At 54.8% G+C, this 20,849-nt stretch carries 17 protein-coding genes; 7 read left to right on the top strand and 10 right to left on the bottom strand.

The features are described 5' to 3' along the window. Positions 1-374 precede the first annotated feature (374 nt). From mnmE to rpmH, 5 genes are all read right to left on the bottom strand, one after another. Positions 375-1,742, bottom strand: a complete 1,368-nt coding sequence (mnmE, locus tag FJD38_RS13470; protein ID WP_146385733.1) for a tRNA uridine-5-carboxymethylaminomethyl(34) synthesis GTPase MnmE — start codon at positions 1,740-1,742, stop codon at positions 375-377. 80 nt (positions 1,743-1,822) lie between these two features. Further along, positions 1,823-3,511 (bottom strand): membrane protein insertase YidC, encoded by a 1,689-nt coding sequence (gene yidC / locus FJD38_RS13465; protein WP_146385731.1) that lies wholly within the window; start codon positions 3,509-3,511, stop codon positions 1,823-1,825. A gap of 2 nt (positions 3,512-3,513) precedes the next feature. Then, positions 3,514-3,759, bottom strand: coding sequence for a membrane protein insertion efficiency factor YidD (gene yidD, locus FJD38_RS13460; protein ID WP_048402126.1), 246 nt, complete (start codon positions 3,757-3,759; stop codon positions 3,514-3,516). Then, on the bottom strand, positions 3,752-4,153 hold the full coding sequence (gene rnpA / locus FJD38_RS13455) for a ribonuclease P protein component (protein WP_199750893.1): 402 nt from the start codon (positions 4,151-4,153) through the stop codon (positions 3,752-3,754). The genes yidD and rnpA overlap by 8 nt, the downstream gene beginning before the upstream one ends. Before the next feature lie 16 nt (positions 4,154-4,169). Beyond that, positions 4,170-4,304 (bottom strand): 50S ribosomal protein L34, encoded by a 135-nt coding sequence (gene rpmH, locus FJD38_RS13450; RefSeq protein WP_003213577.1) that lies wholly within the window; start codon positions 4,302-4,304, stop codon positions 4,170-4,172. Between the two features lie 563 nt (positions 4,305-4,867). Between rpmH and dnaA the strand changes: the two genes are divergently transcribed. From dnaA to gyrB, 4 genes are read left to right on the top strand one after another with little or no spacing between them, the layout of a single operon-like run. Beyond that, positions 4,868-6,385, top strand: a complete 1,518-nt coding sequence (dnaA, locus tag FJD38_RS13445) for a chromosomal replication initiator protein DnaA (protein WP_122783502.1) — start codon at positions 4,868-4,870, stop codon at positions 6,383-6,385. Positions 6,386-6,423: 38 nt separating this feature from the next. Next, complete coding sequence (gene dnaN / locus FJD38_RS13440; RefSeq protein ID WP_122783501.1) at positions 6,424-7,527, top strand: DNA polymerase III subunit beta; 1,104 nt, start codon at positions 6,424-6,426, stop codon at positions 7,525-7,527. A gap of 21 nt (positions 7,528-7,548) precedes the next feature. Further along, on the top strand, positions 7,549-8,652 hold the full coding sequence (gene recF, locus FJD38_RS13435; RefSeq protein ID WP_122783500.1) for a DNA replication/repair protein RecF: 1,104 nt from the start codon (positions 7,549-7,551) through the stop codon (positions 8,650-8,652). 5 nt (positions 8,653-8,657) lie between these two features. Beyond that, positions 8,658-11,075, top strand: coding sequence for a DNA topoisomerase (ATP-hydrolyzing) subunit B (gene gyrB / locus FJD38_RS13430; protein WP_122783499.1), 2,418 nt, complete (start codon positions 8,658-8,660; stop codon positions 11,073-11,075). 112 nt (positions 11,076-11,187) lie between these two features. On the opposite strand, the gene FJD38_RS13425 is transcribed toward gyrB, so the two are convergent. Further along, the gene (locus FJD38_RS13425; RefSeq protein ID WP_146385729.1) at positions 11,188-12,075 is read right to left on the bottom strand and encodes a LysR family transcriptional regulator; all 888 of its coding nucleotides are present in this window, start codon (positions 12,073-12,075) and stop codon (positions 11,188-11,190) included. Between the two features lie 124 nt (positions 12,076-12,199). On the opposite strand from FJD38_RS13425, the gene FJD38_RS13420 reads away from it, so the two are divergent. Continuing rightward, positions 12,200-13,855: a GMC family oxidoreductase gene (locus FJD38_RS13420; RefSeq protein ID WP_146385727.1), complete on the top strand. Its 1,656-nt coding sequence runs from the start codon at positions 12,200-12,202 to the stop codon at positions 13,853-13,855. Positions 13,856-13,946: 91 nt separating this feature from the next. Continuing rightward, complete coding sequence (locus tag FJD38_RS13415; RefSeq protein ID WP_122783496.1) at positions 13,947-15,569, top strand: MFS transporter; 1,623 nt, start codon at positions 13,947-13,949, stop codon at positions 15,567-15,569. A gap of 222 nt (positions 15,570-15,791) precedes the next feature. Here FJD38_RS13415 and FJD38_RS13410 read toward each other — a convergent pair whose 3' ends face one another. The 4 genes from FJD38_RS13410 to glyQ all read right to left on the bottom strand — a co-directional run bounded on the left by FJD38_RS13410 (position 15,792) and on the right by glyQ (position 20,190). Next, positions 15,792-16,562 (bottom strand): lysophospholipid acyltransferase family protein, encoded by a 771-nt coding sequence (locus tag FJD38_RS13410; protein ID WP_122783495.1) that lies wholly within the window; start codon positions 16,560-16,562, stop codon positions 15,792-15,794. A gap of 79 nt (positions 16,563-16,641) precedes the next feature. Further along, on the bottom strand, positions 16,642-17,181 hold the full coding sequence (gene gmhB / locus FJD38_RS13405) for a D-glycero-beta-D-manno-heptose 1,7-bisphosphate 7-phosphatase (protein ID WP_167654269.1): 540 nt from the start codon (positions 17,179-17,181) through the stop codon (positions 16,642-16,644). Between the two features lie 4 nt (positions 17,182-17,185). Next, positions 17,186-19,240, bottom strand: coding sequence for a glycine--tRNA ligase subunit beta (gene glyS / locus FJD38_RS13400; RefSeq protein WP_122783493.1), 2,055 nt, complete (start codon positions 19,238-19,240; stop codon positions 17,186-17,188). Further along, positions 19,237-20,190, bottom strand: coding sequence for a glycine--tRNA ligase subunit alpha (gene glyQ / locus FJD38_RS13395; protein ID WP_019828634.1), 954 nt, complete (start codon positions 20,188-20,190; stop codon positions 19,237-19,239). Before glyQ ends, glyS begins: the two co-directional genes overlap by 4 nt. A gap of 81 nt (positions 20,191-20,271) precedes the next feature. Here glyQ and FJD38_RS13390 point away from each other — a divergent pair, with 81 nt between their 5' ends. Continuing rightward, on the top strand, positions 20,272-20,829 hold the full coding sequence (locus tag FJD38_RS13390) for a DNA-3-methyladenine glycosylase I (RefSeq protein WP_146385723.1): 558 nt from the start codon (positions 20,272-20,274) through the stop codon (positions 20,827-20,829). The last annotated feature ends 20 nt before the right edge of the window (positions 20,830-20,849 follow it).

The raw sequence follows: 20,849 nt of genomic DNA, 5'->3' as shown, positions 1-20,849 counted from the left end.
CATATTTTACGTACTGTACAGAGATTCAAAAGTCTGTGGTCATGTGCCAATGAGGGGCGTGAATAAGTGGTTTAAGCCTGTGGGTAAAACAGGTGCTTATCCACAGGGGCGGTTATCTTCAGTTTTCAGGCCTACTTACCCACTGACCTGAAGGGCAGTTATACACAGAGCTTATCCCGGTCTTTTCGCTCATATTCTTGAAAAATAGGCAGCCGAATGCACCTCGGTGGATAAATCCACCAAGCGAATGGAAGGTCGACAGGGATCGAACAGATGAACGGTTATGTTAAGAGGGGGGAAGCGGTAGGACTAAACCGGTGTAGTCGCCGCCGATGGCAGCGACGGGCTGCTAGGCAGCCCTGTGAATCAACGCGCTATTTACCAATACAAAAACTGGAGAAGATTCGTCCCAGCAGATCATCCGAGCTGAATGCCCCGGTAATCTCACCCAGTGAATGCTGCGCCTGGCGTAAATCCTCAGCCAGCAACTCTCCAGCCCCCGCCAGAGTCAACTGTGCTCGACCATGCTCCAAAGCGTTGCTGGCGTGTTGCAATGCCTCCAGGTGGCGGCGACGGGCGCTGAAGCTGCTCTCAGAGGTCTGCTCGTAGCCCATGCACGCCTTGAGGTGTTCACGCAGCAAGTCCAGTCCCTGCGTTGATCTTGCGCTCAGGCTGATCGTTACATGGCCATCGTCACTGACCTCGAGGGCAATGGTTTCTGCGCTCAGATCGGCCTTATTACGGATCAACGTCACTTTTGCCGGATCCGGGCGCTGTTCAAGAAACTCTGGCCACAGGGCAAATGGGTCATCGGCTTCCGGTGCCGTGGCATCAACCACCAGCAATACACGGTCGGCCTCACCAATGGCTTTGAGTGCTCGCTGCACGCCAATTTTTTCCACCTGATCATCGGTGTCGCGCAGACCCGCAGTGTCCACCACATGCAGCGGCATGCCATCAATGTGGATATGTTCACGCAACACGTCGCGGGTGGTACCGGCAATCTCTGTCACGATCGCCGCTTCGCGTCCGGCCAGGGCATTGAGCAAGCTCGATTTACCGGCATTCGGACGCCCGGCAATCACCACGGTCATGCCATCACGCAGCAAGGCACCTTGGCCGGCTTCGCGCTGAACGGTGGATAACTCTTCGCGCACCTTGTCCAGCATGCCAAGTACATGGCCATCCGCTAAAAAGTCGATTTCTTCTTCCGGGAAATCAATCGCCGCTTCGACATAGATACGCAAACCGATCAATTGCTCGGTCAAGTTATGCACACGCTGTGAGAAAGCGCCCTGCAAGGAACGCAATGCGTTACGTGCTGCCTGTGCAGAACTGGCCTCGATCAAGTCGGCAATCGCTTCGGCTTGGGCAAGGTCGAGCTTGTCGTTCAAAAACGCACGTTCACTGAATTCGCCGGGGCGAGCCAAGCGGCAACCCAGTTGAATGCAGCGCTGCAGCAGCATATCGAGAACGATTGGGCCGCCGTGACCTTGCAGCTCCAGCACGTCTTCGCCGGTAAAGGAATTGGGGCCGGGGAAATACAGCGCAATGCCCTCATCCAGCACTTCACGGTTTTCGCCGTAAAACGGGCCGTAATGGGCGTAGCGAGGTTTCAGTTCACGTTCACTGAACGCTTGCGCCGCAACACTGGCGAGTGGCCCGGAAATACGCACGATCCCCACACCACCTCGCCCTTGAGCGGTCGCCACAGCGGCAATGGTTTCAGCCGGAACACTCATAAACAGGCCTCAAAATAGAAAGTGACAGATAGCAAAACGCCCCACTAGGGGGCGTTTTGAGTGGTGCTTATCAGAGTAAGTTACTCAGCGACTTTTTTGGTAGCCGCTTCAACTTTACGCGTGATGTACCACTGTTGAGTGATGGACAGGCAGTTGTTCACAACCCAGTACAGCACCAGACCAGCCGGGAACCACAGGAAGAAGAACGTGAAGATGATTGGCATCAGCTTCATGACCTTGGCCTGCATCGGATCCGGAGGAGTCGGGTTCAGACGCTGCTGGATGAACATGGTTGCGCCCATGATGATCGGCAGAATGAAGAACGGGTCTTTGATCGACAAGTCGGTAATCCAGAGCATGAACGGCGCTTGACGCATTTCAACGCTTTCCAGAAGTACCCAGTACAAGGACAGGAAGACCGGCATCTGCACCAGAATCGGCAAACAGCCGCCCAGTGGATTGATCTTCTCTTTCTTGTACAGCTCCATCATCGCTTGCGACATTTTTTGGCGGTCATCACCAAACTGCTCTTTCAGAGCAGCCAGTTTTGGTGCCACGGCGCGCATGCGAGCCATCGACTTGTAGCTGGCCGCCGACAGAGGGAAGAAAATCCCTTTGATCAGCATGGTCAGGAAGATGATTGACCAGCCCCAGTTACCCACAATGCTGTGGATATGTTGCAGCAGCCAGAAAATAGGCTGAGCAATGAACCAGAGAAAGCCGTAGTCGACAGTCAGTTCAAGGCCTGGGGATAACTCTTTGAGTACCGCCTGGCTTTTTGGACCTGCGTACAGAACTGTGCTGGTTTCGCCGGTTTTGCCTGGTTCAACGGTCAACGTTGGGCCAGTGAAACCGATGATGTAATTGCCTTGGCTGTCTTTGCGGGTCTGAACGACGTTGTTATCGCCTTTCTGAGGAATCCACGCAGTCACAAAGTAGTGTTGCAACCAGGCAACCCAGCCACCTTGAACGGTTTCTTTCAGCTGGCCCTTGTCGATATCTTTCATCGACACTTTTTTGTACGGCTCAGAACTTGTCCACAGGGCGGCGCCCAGGTAAGTCGCTGTGCCGGTAGCGGTGCTGGAAGAAGGATCGGAGCTGGCGTCACGTTTCAATTGCGCGAACAGATTGCCGTTCCACGGCTTACCGCTCTCGTTATCAATCAAATAAGTGACTTGTACATCGTAAAGACCGCGCTTGAGTGTGAAGCGCTTGATGTAATTAACGCCGTTTTCGCTGAATTTGAGATCAACAACCATCTGATCCTGGCCTGGAGCCAGTTCATAGGTCTTTTTCTCAGTGCTGAAAACCGGTCGACCACCTGCGCGTGCATCCGGGCCATCAGTACCAGTCAGGCCACTTTGTGCCAGATAAGTACGTTCGTTACCGTTGTCGAACAGTTGGAATGGAACATCCGGGCGATCCTGGCGACGTGGGTAAAGCGGCAGTCGCAACTGGGCAATGTCACCACCCTGTGGATCAATCGCGATATCCAGAACATCCGTTTTTACATGGATGAGGTCTTTGCTTGCAGCTGCAACCGGTGTTTCGGTTGGCGTGCTGGTATCAGCATTGGCGCTCGGGACATCGGCACTGTTAGCAGCATTGTTACCTGTAGCCGTGTCGGGCAAAGCCGGCGCGGTGGTGCTGCTGGCGGCAACATTCTGAGTCGGCAGGGCAGCTTGACCGTAGTCCTGGTTCCATTTGAGAACCATAACGTAGGACACGACTGCGAGAGCGACGATCAGGATCGTGCGTTTAATATCCATGATTACTCGGCCATCGAAGAAGAACGGGAGGTAGGGATAGGTGGAACCGGGTCGTAACCACCGGGATTCCACGGGTGACAGCGACCTAAACGACGAAAGGTCAGCCAGCCGCCGCGAAGAACGCCATGATTTTCGATGGCTTCCAACGCGTAGCAGGAACAACTGGGGTAGAAACGGCAGTGGCTGGCCATCAAAGGACTAATGGCATAACGATAAAACTGGATCGGAACGAGTGCCAGTTTACGCATCAGGACTGCCTACCCCTACAGTTTCGGACTTCACCGCTGGAACTGGCGTGTTACGGGCCAGACGCTTCCAGAGTTTGCCAAAATGCTGAATCAATTCGGGGTTCTCTACGTCACCCAAACCTTTGCGCGCGACGATAACGATATCCCAACCAACCAGTAAATCCTGGTGGAGACGAAACGATTCACGCATCAAACGCTTAAGGCGATTGCGCTCAACGGAGAGCTTTACGCTCTTTTTACCGATCACTAACCCCAAGCGGGGGTGATCCAGTTCGTTGCTACGCGCAAGGAGCAGGAGATTTTTCCCCGGTACCTTGCCGGTGGGGGAGTCAAAGACTGCCTTGAAGTGTCGGGGAGTGAGTAACCGCTTTTCCCGACTGAAGTCCTGACTCACCACCATTGTCTGATTATCAAACTGCCAGACGTGCACGGCCTTTGGCGCGGCGACGCGACAGGACTGCACGGCCGTTTTTAGTTGCCATGCGAGCACGGAAACCGTGAGTGCGGGCGCGTTTGATAGTGCTTGGTTGGAAAGTACGTTTCATGTCGTGCTACCTGGTTCGTCCACAACGGGCCGGAATGGCCCCCGTTTTAAGAGACCGGCGATTCTAGAGAATGCAGGCCCATAGGTCAATTTCCAACCAACCTTTCCTGCTAAATAGATGTTGGCCTGTTTAGCCTTGCTCATGCTTAGCCAGTTATAGAAATAAAAAAACAAAGTATTTAAAGCTCTTTTAAAGATGTAACTACTCTTAAGGGAGCGGTTATCTGTGGATAACTCTTTGCAAGCCTTAAAAATCAAGGCTTACAGAGGATGACAAAGTTGTCCACAAGCCGTGCTCTGCCTGTGCTGCACCCTCGGAAAAGCTGTGCATGGAAAGCCGTTTTATCCACAGGCGACTTACGCACAGCGTTTCCACCCCACTTGTGCAATGGGCTTAGGCTCGCTTATCCACAGAGCTTATGCACATACCATTTGTCGCTTTTTTTGCCGTGAAAAACTGAAGATCTCCTTATAAGCAAGCAACCTACATGTGGATAAGTGCGCGAGTGATCGTTACAATGGCGCCTGTTTTTGCCTCACCGGCTTTCAACTTAGGGGATATCCGTGTCAGTGGAACTTTGGCAGCAGTGCGTAGAGCTTTTGCGCGAAGAGCTGCCTGCCCAGCAATTCAACACCTGGATCCGTCCACTACAAGTCGAAGCCGAAGGCGACGAGTTGCGTGTGTATGCGCCTAATCGATTTGTACTCGACTGGGTCAATGAGAAGTACCTGAGCCGTTTGCTTGAGCTGCTGAACGAGCACAGCAATGGCATGGCGCCAGCGCTGTCCTTATTAATAGGCAGCAAGCGCAGCTCGGCACCTCGTGCAGCACCTAATGCTCCCTTGGCTGCATCCGCTTCTCAGCAGGCTCCGGTTTCAGCACCGGCACCGAGTGCTCCGGCCAGCTCAACGGCCACACCAGCGCCCGCTTCCAAGCAAACGACGCAAGCCAGCGAAGAACCTTCGCGTGCCAGCTTTGATCCGATGGCGGGTGCCAGTTCGCAACAGGCACCTGTGCGCGCAGAGCAACGTACCGTTCAAGTTGAAGGTGCGCTTAAGCACACCAGCTATCTGAACCGTACGTTTACCTTCGAAAACTTCGTTGAGGGTAAATCCAACCAACTGGCTCGCGCTGCGGCGTGGCAAGTCGCGGATAACCCTAAACACGGTTACAACCCGCTTTTTCTCTATGGCGGCGTTGGTCTGGGTAAGACTCACTTGATGCATGCGGTGGGCAACCACCTCTTAAAGAAGAACCCGAATGCCAAGGTGGTGTACCTGCACTCGGAGCGTTTTGTAGCGGACATGGTCAAGGCCTTGCAGCTCAACGCGATCAACGAGTTCAAGCGCTTCTACCGCTCAGTGGATGCACTGCTGATCGATGACATTCAATTCTTTGCCCGTAAAGAACGGTCTCAGGAAGAGTTTTTCCACACCTTCAACGCATTGCTTGAAGGCGGTCAGCAAGTGATTCTGACCAGTGACCGTTACCCTAAAGAGATCGAAGGTCTCGAAGAGCGTCTGAAATCACGCTTTGGTTGGGGCTTGACCGTAGCGGTCGAACCGCCTGAGCTTGAAACACGTGTGGCGATCCTGATGAAAAAGGCCGATCAGGCCAAAGTCGACTTGCCTCACGATGCCGCCTTCTTTATTGCACAGCGCATCCGTTCCAACGTGCGTGAGCTGGAAGGCGCGCTCAAGCGCGTGATTGCGCACTCGCACTTCATGGGTCGTGATATCACCATCGAGCTGATTCGCGAATCCCTTAAAGACCTGCTGGCGCTGCAAGACAAGCTGGTGTCTGTGGATAACATCCAGCGCACAGTTGCTGAGTACTACAAGATCAAAATTTCGGACTTGCTCTCCAAGCGCCGCTCGCGCTCGGTGGCGCGACCTCGACAGGTCGCCATGGCACTTTCTAAAGAGTTGACCAACCACAGCCTGCCGGAAATCGGCGATGTGTTTGGCGGTCGTGATCACACCACTGTTTTGCACGCGTGCCGTAAGATCAACGAACTCAAGGAATCCGACGCGGACATCCGTGAGGACTACAAGAACCTGCTGCGAACACTGACAACCTGATGACAACACCGCAGCTAATTAAGGCAAGGGACTAGACCATGCATTTCACCATTCAACGCGAAGCCCTGTTGAAACCCCTGCAACTGGTCGCAGGCGTCGTTGAACGCCGCCAGACCTTGCCGGTATTGTCCAACGTGCTGTTGGTTGTCGAAGGCCAGCAACTGTCGCTGACCGGTACCGACCTTGAAGTCGAACTGGTTGGTCGCGTACAGCTTGAAGAGCCGGCTGAACCTGGCGAAATCACCGTACCCGCACGCAAGCTGATGGATATTTGCAAAAGCTTGCCTAACGATGCGCTGATCGATATCAAGCTTGATGACCAGAAGCTGGTCGTTAAAGCAGGTCGTAGCCGTTTTACGCTGTCGACATTGCCAGCCAATGATTTCCCGACCGTTGAAGAAGGCCCGGGCTCGCTGACCTGCAGCCTTCAGCAAAGCAAACTGCGTCGCCTTATCGAGCGAACCAGCTTTGCCATGGCTCAGCAAGACGTGCGCTATTACCTTAACGGTATGCTGCTGGAAGTATCTGCCGGCATCATCCGTGCGGTGGCGACCGACGGTCACCGTCTAGCCATGTGCTCGATGAAAGCCGACATTGGTCAGCCAGACCGTCACCAAGTGATCGTCCCACGCAAGGGTATCCTTGAACTGGCCCGTTTGCTGACTGAACCCGACGGCGAAGTAAGCATTGTGCTGGGCGCTCATCACATTCGTGCGACCACCGGTGAGTTCACTTTCACCTCTAAACTGGTTGACGGTAAGTTCCCGGATTACGAACGCGTCCTGCCTAAAGGCGGCGACAAGATCGTGATCGGCGACCGCCAGGCGTTGCGAGAAGCTTTCAGCCGCACTGCGATCCTTTCCAACGAAAAATACCGCGGTATTCGTCTGCAATTGGCCAACGGTCAACTGAAAATCCAGGCCAATAACCCGGAGCAGGAAGAGGCGGAAGAAGAAGTAGGCGTTGACTACAACGGCGGCTCGCTGGAAATCGGTTTTAACGTGAGCTACCTGCTGGACGTGTTGGGAGTGATGACCACTGAACAAGTGCGTCTGATTCTGTCTGACTCCAACAGCAGCGCCCTGGTGCAAGAGTCCGATAACGACGACTCGGCTTACGTCGTTATGCCGATGCGCCTGTAACTTATGCACAGCCTACGCTAGATGTCCCTCAGTCGTGTCACAGTCACCGCGGTGCGTAACCTGCACCCGGTGACCTTCTCACCCTCCCCCCGCATCAATATTTTGTACGGCGCCAACGGCAGCGGCAAAACCAGCGTGCTTGAAGCTATCCACCTGCTGGGGTTGGCACGTTCTTTTCGCAGTGTGCGTCTAAACCCTGTGATTCAACACGAACAGCAGACATGTACCGTGTTTGGTCAGGTTGAACTGGCGGAAGGCGGACACAGTGCGCTGGGTATCTCGCGAGACCGTCAGGGCGATTTCCAAATTCGTATTGATGGGCAAAATGCTCGCAGTGCTGCGCAACTTGCTGAGATCCTGCCCCTGCAGTTGATCAACCCGGACAGCTTTCGCCTGCTGGAAGGCGCTCCAAAGATCCGTAGGCAATTTCTTGACTGGGGTGTGTTCCATGTTGAACCACGCTTTATGTCTACCTGGCAGCGCCTACAGAAGGCCCTACGGCAGCGGAACTCATGGCTGCGGCATGGTACACTTGACGCCGTTTCACAAGCGGCCTGGGACAGAGAACTGTGCCTGGCCAGTGCTGAAATAGATGAATACCGCCGCGCCTATATCAAAGCCTTGAAACCAGTCTTTGAACAGACCTTGAGCGAGTTGCTTGAGCTGGAAGGGCTAACGCTGAGTTATTACCGAGGGTGGGACAAAGACCGTGAGCTGAGCGCCGTACTCGCCGGGTCCGTCCACCGCGATCAGCAAATGGGCCATACCCAGGCTGGGCCACAACGAGCTGATTTGCGCCTAAAAATCGGTGCACACAACGCCGCTGAAATCTTGTCGCGGGGTCAGCAAAAGCTGGTGGTCTGTGCGTTGCGTATTGCTCAAGGCCACTTGGTTAGCCAAGCACGGCGGGGCCAATGTATTTATCTGGTAGATGATTTGCCGTCCGAGCTGGATGAGCAGCATCGTCATGCACTGTGTCGCTTGTTGGAAGACTTACGCTGCCAGGTCTTTATCACCTGTGTAGATCACGAATTATTGAGGGAAGGCTGGCAGACGGAAACGCCAGTTGCCCTGTTCCACGTGGAACAGGGCTGTATCACCCAGACCCACGACCATCGGGAGTGAAGGCATTGAGCGAAGAAAATACGTACGACTCAACGAGCATTAAAGTGCTGAAAGGCCTGGATGCCGTACGCAAACGTCCCGGTATGTACATTGGTGATACTGACGATGGCAGCGGTCTGCACCATATGGTGTTTGAAGTAGTCGATAACTCCATCGACGAAGCGCTGGCTGGCCATTGCGACGACATCACCATCACCATTCACCCGGATGAATCCATTACCGTGCGCGATAACGGCCGCGGCATTCCGGTGGATGTGCATAAAGAAGAAGGCGTATCCGCAGCAGAGGTCATCATGACCGTACTGCACGCCGGCGGTAAGTTCGATGACAACTCCTATAAGGTTTCTGGCGGTCTGCACGGTGTAGGTGTATCCGTTGTAAACGCCCTGTCCGAATTGCTGGTGCTGACCGTTCGCCGTAGCGGCAAAATCTGGGAACAGACCTATGTCCATGGCGTGCCGCAAGCACCGATGGCGATCGTTGGCGAGAGCGAAACGACGGGTACTCAGATCCACTTCAAGCCATCGGCTGACACGTTCAAAAACATTCACTTCAGCTGGGACATCCTTGCCAAGCGCATTCGTGAACTGTCCTTCCTCAACTCCGGTGTGGGTATCGTCCTTAAGGATGAGCGCAGCGGTAAGGAAGAACTGTTCAAGTACGAAGGCGGCTTGCGTGCGTTCGTTGATTACCTGAACACTAACAAGACCCCGGTCAACCAAGTGTTTCACTTCAACGTTCAGCGTGAAGACGGCATCGGCGTAGAAATCGCCCTGCAGTGGAACGACAGCTTCAACGAAAACTTGTTGTGCTTCACCAACAACATTCCGCAGCGCGATGGTGGTACGCACTTGGTGGGCTTCCGCTCTGCCCTGACGCGTAACCTCAATACCTACATCGAAGCTGAAGGTCTGGCCAAGAAGCATAAGGTTGCGACCACAGGCGACGACGCCCGTGAAGGTTTGACCGCGATTATTTCGGTGAAAGTGCCGGATCCCAAGTTCAGTTCCCAGACCAAAGACAAACTGGTTTCTTCCGAAGTGAAGACCGCAGTTGAACAGGAAATGGGCAAGTTCTTCTCCGACTTCCTGTTGGAAAATCCGAACGAAGCCAAGTTGATCGTCGGCAAGATGATTGATGCTGCTCGTGCGCGGGAAGCTGCGCGTAAGGCTCGTGAGATGACCCGCCGTAAAGGCGCGCTGGACATCGCGGGCCTGCCCGGCAAGCTGGCCGACTGCCAGGAAAAAGACCCGGCGCTGTCCGAACTGTACCTTGTGGAAGGTGACTCTGCTGGCGGCTCCGCCAAGCAGGGACGTAACCGCCGTACCCAAGCGATTTTGCCGTTGAAAGGTAAAATCCTGAACGTTGAGAAAGCTCGCTTCGACAAGATGATCTCTTCGCAAGAAGTGGGCACTTTGATCACGGCGCTGGGCTGCGGTATTGGCCGCGAAGAGTACAACATCGACAAGTTGCGTTATCACAACATCATCATCATGACCGATGCTGACGTCGACGGTTCGCACATCCGTACCCTGCTCCTGACGTTCTTCTTCCGTCAGTTGCCGGAGCTGATTGAGCGTGGCTACATCTACATCGCTCAGCCGCCGCTGTATAAAGTGAAAAAGGGCAAGCAAGAGCAATACATCAAAGACGATGAGGCCATGGAAGAGTACATGACCCAGTCGGCTCTGGAAGACGCCAGCCTGCACTTGAATGAAGAAGCACCGGGTATTTCGGGCGAGGCGCTGGAGCGTCTGGTCTACGATTTCCGTATGGTGATGAAGACCCTCAAGCGTTTGTCGCGCCTGTACCCACAGGAACTGACCGAGCACTTCATCTATCTGCCAGCCGTTACCCTTGAGCAACTGGGCGACCATGCTGCCATGCAAGAGTGGATGGTCAAGTACGAAGCTCGCCTGCGTCTGGTCGAGAAGTCGGGTCTGGTCTACAAAGCCAGCCTGCGCGAAGACCGCGAGCGTAATGTCTGGTTGCCAGAGGTTGAAGTCATCTCTCACGGCCACTCGACCTTCATCACGTTCAACCGCGACTTCTTCGGCAGCAACGACTACAAAACCGTTGTGACTCTGGGCGCGCAGCTAAGCACCTTGCTCGATGACGGCGCTTACATTCAGCGTGGCGAACGTCGCAAACAAGTGACCGAGTTCAAGGAAGCACTTGAGTGGTTGATGGCAGAAAGCACCAAGCGCCATACCATCCAGCGCTATAAAGGTCTGGGCGAAATGAACCCGGATCAACTCTGGGAAACCACCATGGACCCAAGTGTGCGTCGCATGCTGAAAGTCACCATTGAAGATGCAATTGGCGCCGACCAGATCTTCAACACCTTGATGGGTGACGCCGTAGAACCGCGTCGTGAGTTCATCGAGAGCAACGCACTGGCAGTGTCCAATTTGGACTTCTGATGCGTAGAGGCTTGGGATAGCAACTTATCCACAGCTTAAAAACCCCGCCCCGTCACCTGACAGGGCGGGGTTTTTTTATGTGTGGATAAGACCGCGCTGTCAGGTAGAACTTTCACCGGGCCAATAACACCTCATGTTCCTTGGCACACAGTTCCAGCAAGTAATCCCACACCACCCTTAACCTCACGGACTTGTGCAACTCGCGCCGGGTACTGATCCAGTAACTGCGTTGTACCGCTTCTTCAGGCAATACACGAACCAGTTGCGGGTCGTTGCTGGCCATGTAATTAGGTAGCACGGCGATCCCCAGCCCTGCGCGGGCGGCGTGTTGTTGCGCGATGACGCTGGTGCTGCGAAAGGTCACGGTAGGCGTGCGGCAGAAGTTGTTAAGGAATAGTAATTCCTGGCTGAACAACAAATCATCGACGTAGCCAATCCATTGATGATTTGCCAAGTCTTCACGGGTATCGAGCGGCGGTGCTTTATCGAGATACTGCTGGCTGGCGTAAAGCGCCAGGCGGTAATCCGTGAGTTTGCGAGTTATCAACAGATCGGCATTGGGGCGTTCAAGGTGGATGCTGATTTCAGCTTCACGGTTGAGGATGCTGACAAAACGCGGAACGGCAACCAGCTCGACTTCCAGCCCGGGGTAGCGTTCGAATAACCCGCCCAGCCGCGGAGTAATAAACATGATCCCAATGCCTTCAGTGACGCCAAGGCGGATTTTGCCCAAGGGCGCGATAGCTTGGCTGATTTCTTCTTGTGCCAGCAAGGCGACGTTCTCCATCGCTTCGGCATGTTTGAGCAGCGCCTGCCCTGCCGGTGTCAGTTCATATCCCTGAGCGTGCTGGATAAACAATGCCGCGCCAAGGTGTTGCTCAATCTGCTCTATATGGCGCGCTACCGTACTGTGGGTGGTATTCAGCCGTTTAGCCGCGCTGAGCAGGCGGCCTCCTCGGTGCAGCTCCAGAAAGTACCGCAGGTCGTTCCAGTCGAACATGTCATTCCCCAGCGCTATACGATTGGCTGTGCAAAAACGCACATGCCGTGGGCGAAATCACGCGTTTCAAACTCGAAATTAATCAATACGATGGTGCAGGACAAGAATAAAAAAAAGGTGTTGCATGACATCAAGCCATCAGGTGTACGACTACATCGTAGTGGGCGCAGGACCCGCAGGTTCTGTGCTGGCGAATCGGCTGTCGGCTGATCCCAAAAATAACGTGCTGCTGCTTGAAGCGGGCGGAGAAGACAACTACCCGTGGATCCATATCCCTGTGGGTTACCTCTACTGCATCGGCAATCCGCGCACCGACTGGTGCTTCAAAACTGAGGCGCAGGCCGGTTTGCAGGGGCGTAGTCTGAGTTACCCCCGAGGCAAAGTATTGGGCGGCAGCTCGTCAATCAACGGCATGATCTACATGCGCGGTCAGGCAGGCGATTACGATCGTTGGGCCGAGCAAGGCAATCGGGGCTGGGCCTGGAAAGATGTTTTACCGCTGTTTAAACGCAGCGAAAAACACTACGGCGGCGACTCGGACTTGCACGGTGCGGGGGGCGAATGGCGGGTTGAGCAACAGCGCTACTCATGGTCGATTCTGGATGCCTTCCGGGAGGCTGCTGCCCAAAGCGGCATACCCACGGTAGCCGACTTCAACACCGGCGATAACCAGGGCTGTGGATACTTTCAGGTCAATCAACGTGCCGGTGTGCGCTGGAATGCTTCCAAGGCGTTTCTGCGGCCCGTGCTCAAGCGCCCGAACTTGACTGTGTTGACCCATGTTCAAGTCGACAAGGTGCTGCTTGAAAATCTTCGCGCCACACAGGTATGCGCCCGCTGGAAAGGTGCCGAGACGATATTCACGGCGCGCCGGGAAATCATTCTGTGTGCCGGAGCAGTCAGCTCCCCGGGCATCTTGCAGCGCTCCGGTATTGGCCCACGACCACTACTGGAAAGCCTGGGGATAACGGTTAAGCACGAACTGCCCGGCGTTGGCGGCAACCTGCAAGATCACCTGCAACTGCGGCTGATCTTCAAACTGAGCAACGCCCGCACCCTTAACCAAGTAGCGAATAGCGTGTGGGGCAAAGTCGGTATGGGCCTGCGTTATGCCTACGACCGCAGTGGTCCACTAGCGATGGCTCCGAGCCAACTCGGGGCCTTCGTTAAATCTGATCCCGAGCAACCCTCCGCCAATTTGCAGTATCACGTCCAACCTCTTTCACTTGAGCGCTTTGGCGAACCGTTACACACCTTCCCGGCGTTCACGGCCTCTGTGTGTAACTTGCGGCCCAAAAGTCGTGGGCGTATTGATATTCGCTCCGCCAATCCTGACGACGCCCCCTTGATCGACCCTAATTACCTGAGCCATCCCGACGATTTAAAGGTTGCCGTCGATGCCATCCGCCTTACCCGAAAAATCGTCGCCCACCCTGCTCTCCAGGCCTTCTGTCCCGAAGAGTATTTACCGGGTATTGAGTTGCAAACTGAGCAGCAGTTACACAAAGCCGCAGCCCGCATAGGTACCACGATCTTTCACCCGGTGGGTACATGCCGCATGGGCCAGGACACTGAGGCGGTGGTGGATGCCGAGTTACGCGTCCACGGTGTTGCGGGGCTGAGAGTTGCCGATGCGTCAATCATGCCAAATATTGTGTCAGGCAATACGTGTTCACCTACCCTGATGATTGGGGAAAAAGCTGCGCAGATGATTCTTGCAGCGCCTATCCACACGAAAGAAACAGACAACACACGTGAAACAGTAATACCGGTCGCCTGAAGGCGGTCGTGGTTTCGGGCGCAGTCATCCGAAACCGACAGTGGACAACAACAATAATCACTGTGGCCTAACAAGGCCGAGGGCATTGAATATGTCGGATTCACTTGCACAAACCGCCGCTCCCGCCAAGGGAACAACCGGCCGTGAAGAACGTAAGATTATTTTTGCGTCATCCCTCGGGACCGTTTTCGAGTGGTATGACTTTTTCTTGTATGGCGCCCTGGCGACAGTTCTCAGCAAGCAGTTCTTTGCCGGCGTTAACGACACCACTGCGTTTATCTTTGCCTTGATGGCCTTTGCCGCCGGTTTTTTGGTGCGGCCATTCGGGGCGTTGGTGTTTGGCCGGTTGGGCGACATGATCGGGCGAAAATACACCTTCCTCATGACCATCATTCTGATGGGCTTATCGACCTTTGCTGTTGGCTTGCTGCCGACGTACACCAGCATCGGTATCGCAGCACCGATCATGCTGGTGCTGCTGCGAATGCTTCAAGGGCTGGCGCTGGGCGGTGAATATGGCGGGGCCGCGACATACGTGGCCGAACACGCAGCGCCTGGCAAACGCGGTTTCAATACCAGCTGGATACAATCGACCGCCACCTTGGGCTTGTTGCTGTCGTTGGTGGTAGTGCTCAGCTGCCGCTACCTTACGGGTGATCAGTTTGAGGTCTGGGGCTGGCGCTTGCCGTTCCTGCTGTCCATTGTGCTGCTGGGCATCTCGACCTGGATCCGCATGAGCATGCATGAATCGCCCGCCTTCGCCAAAATGAAGGCCGAAGGTAAAACCAGCAAGTCGCCGATTCGTGAATCGTTCGGTAAATGGGAAAACCTGAAAATTGTGCTGATCGCCCTGTTCGGCATTAACGCAGGCCAAGCCGTGACGTTCTATACGGCGCAGTTCTACGTGCTGTTCTTCCTCACTCAGATGCTCAAGATGGACCCGGCTCAAGCCAATATGCTGCTGATTATCAGCGTGGTGATTGGTGCGCCCTTCTTCATCTTCTTCGGCTGGCTGTCTGACCGCGTAGGGCGCAAGCCCATTTTGATGTTGGGTCTGTTACTGGCCACCGTGCTGTACTTTCCGTTGTTCAAAGCGCTGAGTCATTACGCGAACCCACAGATTGACACGGCCAGTCGCCAATCACCGATTGTGGTGATGGCCGACCCATCCACCTGCACCTTTCAGTTTGACCCTGTGGGCAAGGCGCGTTTTGACAGCCCGTGTGACAAGGTTAAAACCTTTCTGGTGAAACAAGGTTTGCCTTACACCTCGCAACCTGCAGCTTCTGGTGCTGGCGTCGAAGTGTCGATCGGTGAGCAGAAAATCAGTGGCTTTGACGAAGCGGCCTTGCGCGCGGCGATCACAGACGCGGGTTATCCGGCCAAGGCTGATGCAAGTTCGGTGAACCAGCCGATGGTGGTGCTGATCATGGTGCTGCTGACTCTTATCGCGACCATGACTTACGGCCCGCTCGCGGCCGTGATGGTTGAACTGTTCCCGACGCGCATCCGTTATACCTCGATGTCCCTGCCCTACCACATTGGTAATGGATGGTTTGGCGGGTTCCTGCCGACCGTGTCCTTTGCCTTGGTGGTCTACACCGGGGATATTTTTTACGGGTTGTGGTACCCCGTTGTGATTACGGGCGTCAGTCTGGTGGTCGGGATACTGTTCCTCAAGGAAACCAAAAACGTGAATATTGATAAGGTTTGAGACAACGCCGGTTTCCCCCTCTCCCGACGGGAGAGGGGTGACTCGATGAGGGAAATCACAAGCAGAAAAAAACCGACTTAAAGTCGGTTTTTTTATGGCTCAGAAAAACTTATGCACGTTTTTCACTGAAAAAGAATATTCATAAATTAGCTTATAAATCATCAGCTTATGAATGTTTTTTTAGCGAAATAAAAAACTTGCGCACAAGTTATCCACAATTTTTCAGATCACTTCTGTTTTTTCCTGCACGGCTACAGGCGGCAAGGAGCCCATGGCCCTTTGAGCATTTTCATTCCAGGCTTGTACCCGATCATTTAGCTCAGCGATTGCGCGTGGCCCTGTGCCGTTGGCATACATAGGTTTGCCAATCACCAACTCAATGGTCCCAGACTTTTTAGCCCAACCGGTCTTGGGCCAGAACTTGCCCGCGTTGTGGGCAATCGGGAGTACCGGCAACTCAGCATTGACCGCCAGAGCAGTCCCCCCACGGGAAAACTTGCCGATCTGACCATAGGGAACGCGAGTGCCCTCAGGGAAAATCAGCACCCAAATGTTGTCCTTGAGTAGCTCATCGCCCTTTTTTGCGATGTGCTTGAGCGCAGCCTTCGGGTTCTCGCGGTCAATGGCAATCGGACGCAGCATCGCCATCGCCCAGCCAAAAAACGGCACGTAGAGCAACTCGCGTTTAAGCACCTGGCTCAACGGCTGAAAGTAAGCCGAGAGAAAAAATGTCTCCCAGGTACTTTGGTGGTTGGCCAAAATGACACAAGGGCGCTCAGGGATGTTTTCAGCACCGGTGACCTTGACGTTGATGCCTAGAAACACCCGTGTCAGCCAAAGCGCACACCGGCACCAGTACACGTTGATGAACCGATAACGCGCACGAAACGGCAGGAAGGGGGCGACAAAAAAGCTCAGCGAGCACCACAACAAAGAACTGGTACCCAACAGCAGGTAAAAGAAAAAAGTTCTGATGGCCTGCAGGATCGACATAGCGACTTTTACCGTTGCTGACTAAAACCTGCCCGAACAGGGCCTGCACTCAGGAGGCAGGCAAAGGTTCAAAGCGGTTTTATTTGTTGATAAGTTCTGCGGCAACTGCCGCCAGATCGTCAAATACTAGAGTATTAACCGGTAATACTTTGGTTAAAGTTTTCAGGCCTTTTCCGGTTTTTACCAAAACTGGCTGAGAACCGACGGCTTCTGCAGCCTGCAAGTCACCTAAACTGTCGCCCACGAACCAACATTCGATCAAATCGACATCGTAATGCGCGGCAATGGTGCGCAACATGCCAGGCTTAGGCTTGCGGCAGTCACAGCCCTGATCAGGGCAGTGAGGGCAGTAAACAATGAGGCCGACTTCGCCACCCTGCTCCGCCACTAACGCCCGTAAACGGGCATGCATGGCGTCGAGCGTGGCGATATCGTAGTAGCCGCGGGCAATGCCGGACTGGTTAGTGGCAATCGCCACCGTCCAGCCGGCTTTGCTCAACTGCGCAATGGCCTCGATCGCGCCGGGCAGTGGGATCCACTCCTCAACTGACTTGATGTAAGCGTCGGAGTCGTAATTGATCACTCCGTCCCGATCGAGAATCAGCAGTTTCAACAGCAGCCCCTTAGCCCAGCAGCGAAATATCGGCAACGCCGAGGAACAGACCGCGCAGACGTGCCAGCAAGGCATAGCGGTTTGCCCGCACGCTCGAGTCTTCTGCGTTGATCATTACCGCCTCGAAGAATGCATCCACAGGTTCGCGCAGCGAGGCCAGACGTGTCAGCGCTTCGTTGTACTGGCGAGCAGCAGCCATTGGTTGTACGGCTTCGTCGGCTTTCTGAATGGCCGAGAACAACGAGAACTCGCTGGCATTGTCGAAGTAGCGCGCTTCAACGTGAGTTGAAACCGTACCCTCGACTTTGCTCAGCAAATTAGAAACGCGTTTGTTCACTGCTGCCAGTGCTTCAGCTTCCGGCAATTGACGGAAGGCTTGAACGGCTTGCACGCGCTGGTCGAAGTCCAATGCCGAAGTAGGATTGAGTGCACGTACCGAGAGGTAAGTGGCCACATCCACGCCTTCGTCTTCATAACGCGCCCGCAGGCGATCGAAGATGAATTCCAGCACTTGATCTGCCAAACCGGCTGATTTGATCTTGGCCCCGAATGCGCTCACGGCGAATTTAACGGCGTCGGTCAGGTCGAGGTCGAGTTTTTTATCGATCAGAATGCGCAAGATACCCAGCGCCGCACGACGCAGTGCATACGGGTCTTTGCTGCCGGTGGGCAACATGCCGATGCCGAAAATGCCAACCAGTGTGTCGAGTTTGTCAGCGATAGCTACCGCAGCGCCTGTCAGGGTGCTTGGCAACTCGGCGCCCGCGCCACGCGGCATGTACTGCTCGTTCAACGCCAAGGCAACGTCTTCTGGCTCGCCGTCGTTCAGCGCGTAGTAGTAACCGGCAACGCCTTGCATTTCCGGGAACTCGCCAACCATTTCAGTGGCCAGGTCGCACTTGGACAGCAACCCTGCGCGGGCTGCGCGTTGTGCGTCGCCGCCAATGCGTGCTGCGATGAACGCAGCCAGTTTGGACACGCGCTCGGCTTTGTCATAGACGCTGCCTAATTGCGCCTGGAACACGACGTTTTGCAGACGCTCGTTGAAGCTTTCGAGCTTCTGTTTTTTGTCTTGCTTGAAGAAGAACTCAGCATCGGTCAGACGCGGGCGGACCACTTTCTCATTACCGGAAATGATCTGCTGCGGGTCTTTGCTTTCGATGTTGGCCACGGTGATGAAGCGCGGCAGCAATTTGCCTTCAGCGTCCAGCAGGCAGAAGTACTTCTGGTTGTCCTGCATGGTGGTGATCAAGGCTTCTTGTGGAACCTCCAGGAAGCGCTCTTCAAACGAGCACACCAGCGGTACGGGCCACTCAACCAGCGCCGTTACTTCGTCGAGCAGTGCCGGCGGAACGATTGCGGTGCCTTCCTGCAGGGTCGCCAGCTCTTCCACACGCTTGGTAATCAGCTCGCGACGCTCAAAGAAATCAGCCTGCACGTAAGCTTTGCGCAGGTCTTCGGCGTAGTTGGCCGGCGCACTGATGCGCACATTTTCCGGGTGGTGGAAGCGGTGACCACGGGAATCGCGACCGGACTTTTGCGCGAGGATCGTGCAATCGATTACTTCGTCGCCTAACAGCATGACCAGCCATTGGGTTGGACGCACGAACTCAACCTTGCGTGCACCCCAACGCATCCGCTTGGGAATGGGCAGGTCGTTCAGGGAGTCTTCGACAATGGTTGGCAACAGGCTGGCGGTCGGCTTGCCGACGATCACCTGGCTGAAGCGCAGTTTTGGACCGCTCTGGTCGATTTCGCTCAGGTCGACACCGCACTTTTTGGCGAAGCCAAGGGCGGCTTGGGTCGGGTTACCGTCTGCATCAAAGGCTGCCTGACGTGGCGGGCCATCAATGTTGATGCTGCGGTCCGGTTGCTGGGTTTCGAGCTGGGTCAGCAGCACGGCCAAACGGCGCGGTGCAGCGTAGACTTTTTTAGCACTGAACTTTACACCGGCGCTTTGCAGGCCTTTTTCAATGCCGGCCAGAAAGGCGTCAGCCAAGGTGTTAAGGGCTTTTGGCGGCAGTTCTTCAGTGCCCAGTTCAACCAGAAAATCTTGAGCACTCATTGTGCAGCCTCCAACTTAGCCAACACTTCATCACGCAAATCGGGTGGAGCCATCGGGAAGCCCAGCTTGGCGCGAGCTTCAAGGTAGGCCTGTGCGACCGCACGCGCCAAGGTACGCACACGCAGGATGTATTGCTGACGCGCCGTGACGGAAATGGCACGACGGGCATCCAGCAAGTTGAAGGTGTGCGAGGCTTTCAGGACCATTTCGTAGCTAGGCAACGGCAGCGGTTGGTCGAGTTCGATCAGGCGCTTGGCTTCGCTTTCGTAGAAATCGAACAGCTCGAACAGTTTGTCGACGTTGGCGTGTTCAAAGTTGTAAGTCGACTGCTCGACTTCGTTTTGATGGAACACATCGCCATAGGTCACTTTGCCGAAAGGGCCGTCAGTCCAGACCAGGTCGTAGACGGAATCGACACCTTGCAGGTACATCGCCAAACGCTCAAGGCCATAGGTGATTTCGCCGGTTACCGGGTAGCACTCAATACCGCCAACTTGCTGGAAGTAAGTGAATTGGGTGACTTCCATACCGTTGAGCCAGATTTCCCAGCCCAGACCCCAGGCGCCAAGTGTCGGCGATTCCCAGTTGTCTTCAACGAAACGGATGTCGTGCACCAGCGGATCGAGGCCGATATGTTTCAGCGAGCCCAGATACAGCTCCTGAAAATTAGGCGGATTCGGCTTGAGAACTACCTGGAACTGGTAGTAATGCTGCAAACGGTTCGGGTTTTCGCCGTAGCGGCCGTCAGTCGGGCGACGACTGGGCTGCACATAAGCGGCGTTCCAGGTTTCTGGGCCCAGGGAGCGCAAAAACGTGGCGGTATGGAATGTGCCGGCGCCCACTTCCATATCGTAGGGCTGAAGCACCACACAACCTTGCTCGGCCCAGTATTGCTGGAGGGCGAGGATCAAGTCTTGGAAGGTACGCACTGCTGGCGTAGGCTGGCTCACAAATTCACCTGTTTCTTGGGCTGCGATTTAAAGAGCGGGAGTATACCCGATTCGGTCGCGCCTCCACCTCTTGGAGCCTTTATGGCACGTTGTTTCTGGTGTTCGGATGACCCCCTGTATGTGGCCTATCACGATCAAGAGTGGGGCGTGCCGTTGCGCGATGCGCATGGTTTGTTCGAGTTGTTATTACTCGAAGGGTTCCAGGCGGGGTTGTCATGGATCACGGTTTTAAAGAAACGTGAACATTATCGCAAGGTCATGTTCGGCTTCGATGTGCAGCGCTTGGCGATTATGAGCGATGCCGAAATTGAGGTGTTGCTGCAAGATCCGGGGATCATTCGTAACCGTCTCAAAGTGACCGGCGCCCGCCGCAATGCCCAAGCCTGGCTAGCGTTGAAAGACCCGGTCGAGTTTTTATGGTCTTTCGTGGGGGGCAAACCGAAGATCAATCATTTCACCGAACGGGATGAATTTCCGGCGGTAACGCCTGAGGCTGAAGCGATGAGCAAAGCCTTGAAAAAAGCCGGGTTCACGTTCGTCGGGCCGACTATTTGTTATGCCTTCATGCAGGCCAGCGGCATGGTGATGGACCACGCCACGTATTGTGACCGTTACGCCGAACTGGCGAACGGCGGTTAGAATGCTTGTTTTTGGCACAC

It is taken from the genome of Pseudomonas saxonica (genome assembly GCF_007858365.1).
In the GTDB taxonomy this organism is placed as follows: Bacteria; Pseudomonadota; Gammaproteobacteria; order Pseudomonadales; family Pseudomonadaceae; genus Aquipseudomonas; species Aquipseudomonas saxonica.
The sequence above is the reverse complement of the archived record's forward strand: the minus strand, read 5'-3'. Positions and strand labels throughout refer to the sequence as shown.

Bases quoted from the DNA above. Each gene is read 5' to 3' on its own strand.
- mnmE (WP_146385733.1), bottom strand. From the start codon at position 1,742: ATGAGTGTTCCGGCTGAAACCATTGCCGCTGTGGCGACCGCTCAAGGG.
- yidC (WP_146385731.1), bottom strand. From the start codon at position 3,511: ATGGATATTAAACGCACGATCCTGATCGTCGCTCTCGCAGTCGTGTCC.
- yidD (WP_048402126.1), bottom strand. From the start codon at position 3,759: ATGCGTAAACTGGCACTCGTTCCGATCCAGTTTTATCGTTATGCCATT.
- rpmH (WP_003213577.1), bottom strand. From the start codon at position 4,304: ATGAAACGTACTTTCCAACCAAGCACTATCAAACGCGCCCGCACTCAC.
- dnaN (WP_122783501.1), top strand. From the start codon at position 6,424: ATGCATTTCACCATTCAACGCGAAGCCCTGTTGAAACCCCTGCAACTG.
- recF (WP_122783500.1), top strand. From the start codon at position 7,549: ATGTCCCTCAGTCGTGTCACAGTCACCGCGGTGCGTAACCTGCACCCG.
- FJD38_RS13425 (WP_146385729.1), bottom strand. From the start codon at position 12,075: ATGTTCGACTGGAACGACCTGCGGTACTTTCTGGAGCTGCACCGAGGA.
- FJD38_RS13420 (WP_146385727.1), top strand. From the start codon at position 12,200: ATGACATCAAGCCATCAGGTGTACGACTACATCGTAGTGGGCGCAGGA.
- FJD38_RS13415 (WP_122783496.1), top strand. From the start codon at position 13,947: ATGTCGGATTCACTTGCACAAACCGCCGCTCCCGCCAAGGGAACAACC.
- FJD38_RS13410 (WP_122783495.1), bottom strand. From the start codon at position 16,562: ATGTCGATCCTGCAGGCCATCAGAACTTTTTTCTTTTACCTGCTGTTG.
- glyS (WP_122783493.1), bottom strand. From the start codon at position 19,240: ATGAGTGCTCAAGATTTTCTGGTTGAACTGGGCACTGAAGAACTGCCG.
- FJD38_RS13390 (WP_146385723.1), top strand. From the start codon at position 20,272: ATGGCACGTTGTTTCTGGTGTTCGGATGACCCCCTGTATGTGGCCTAT.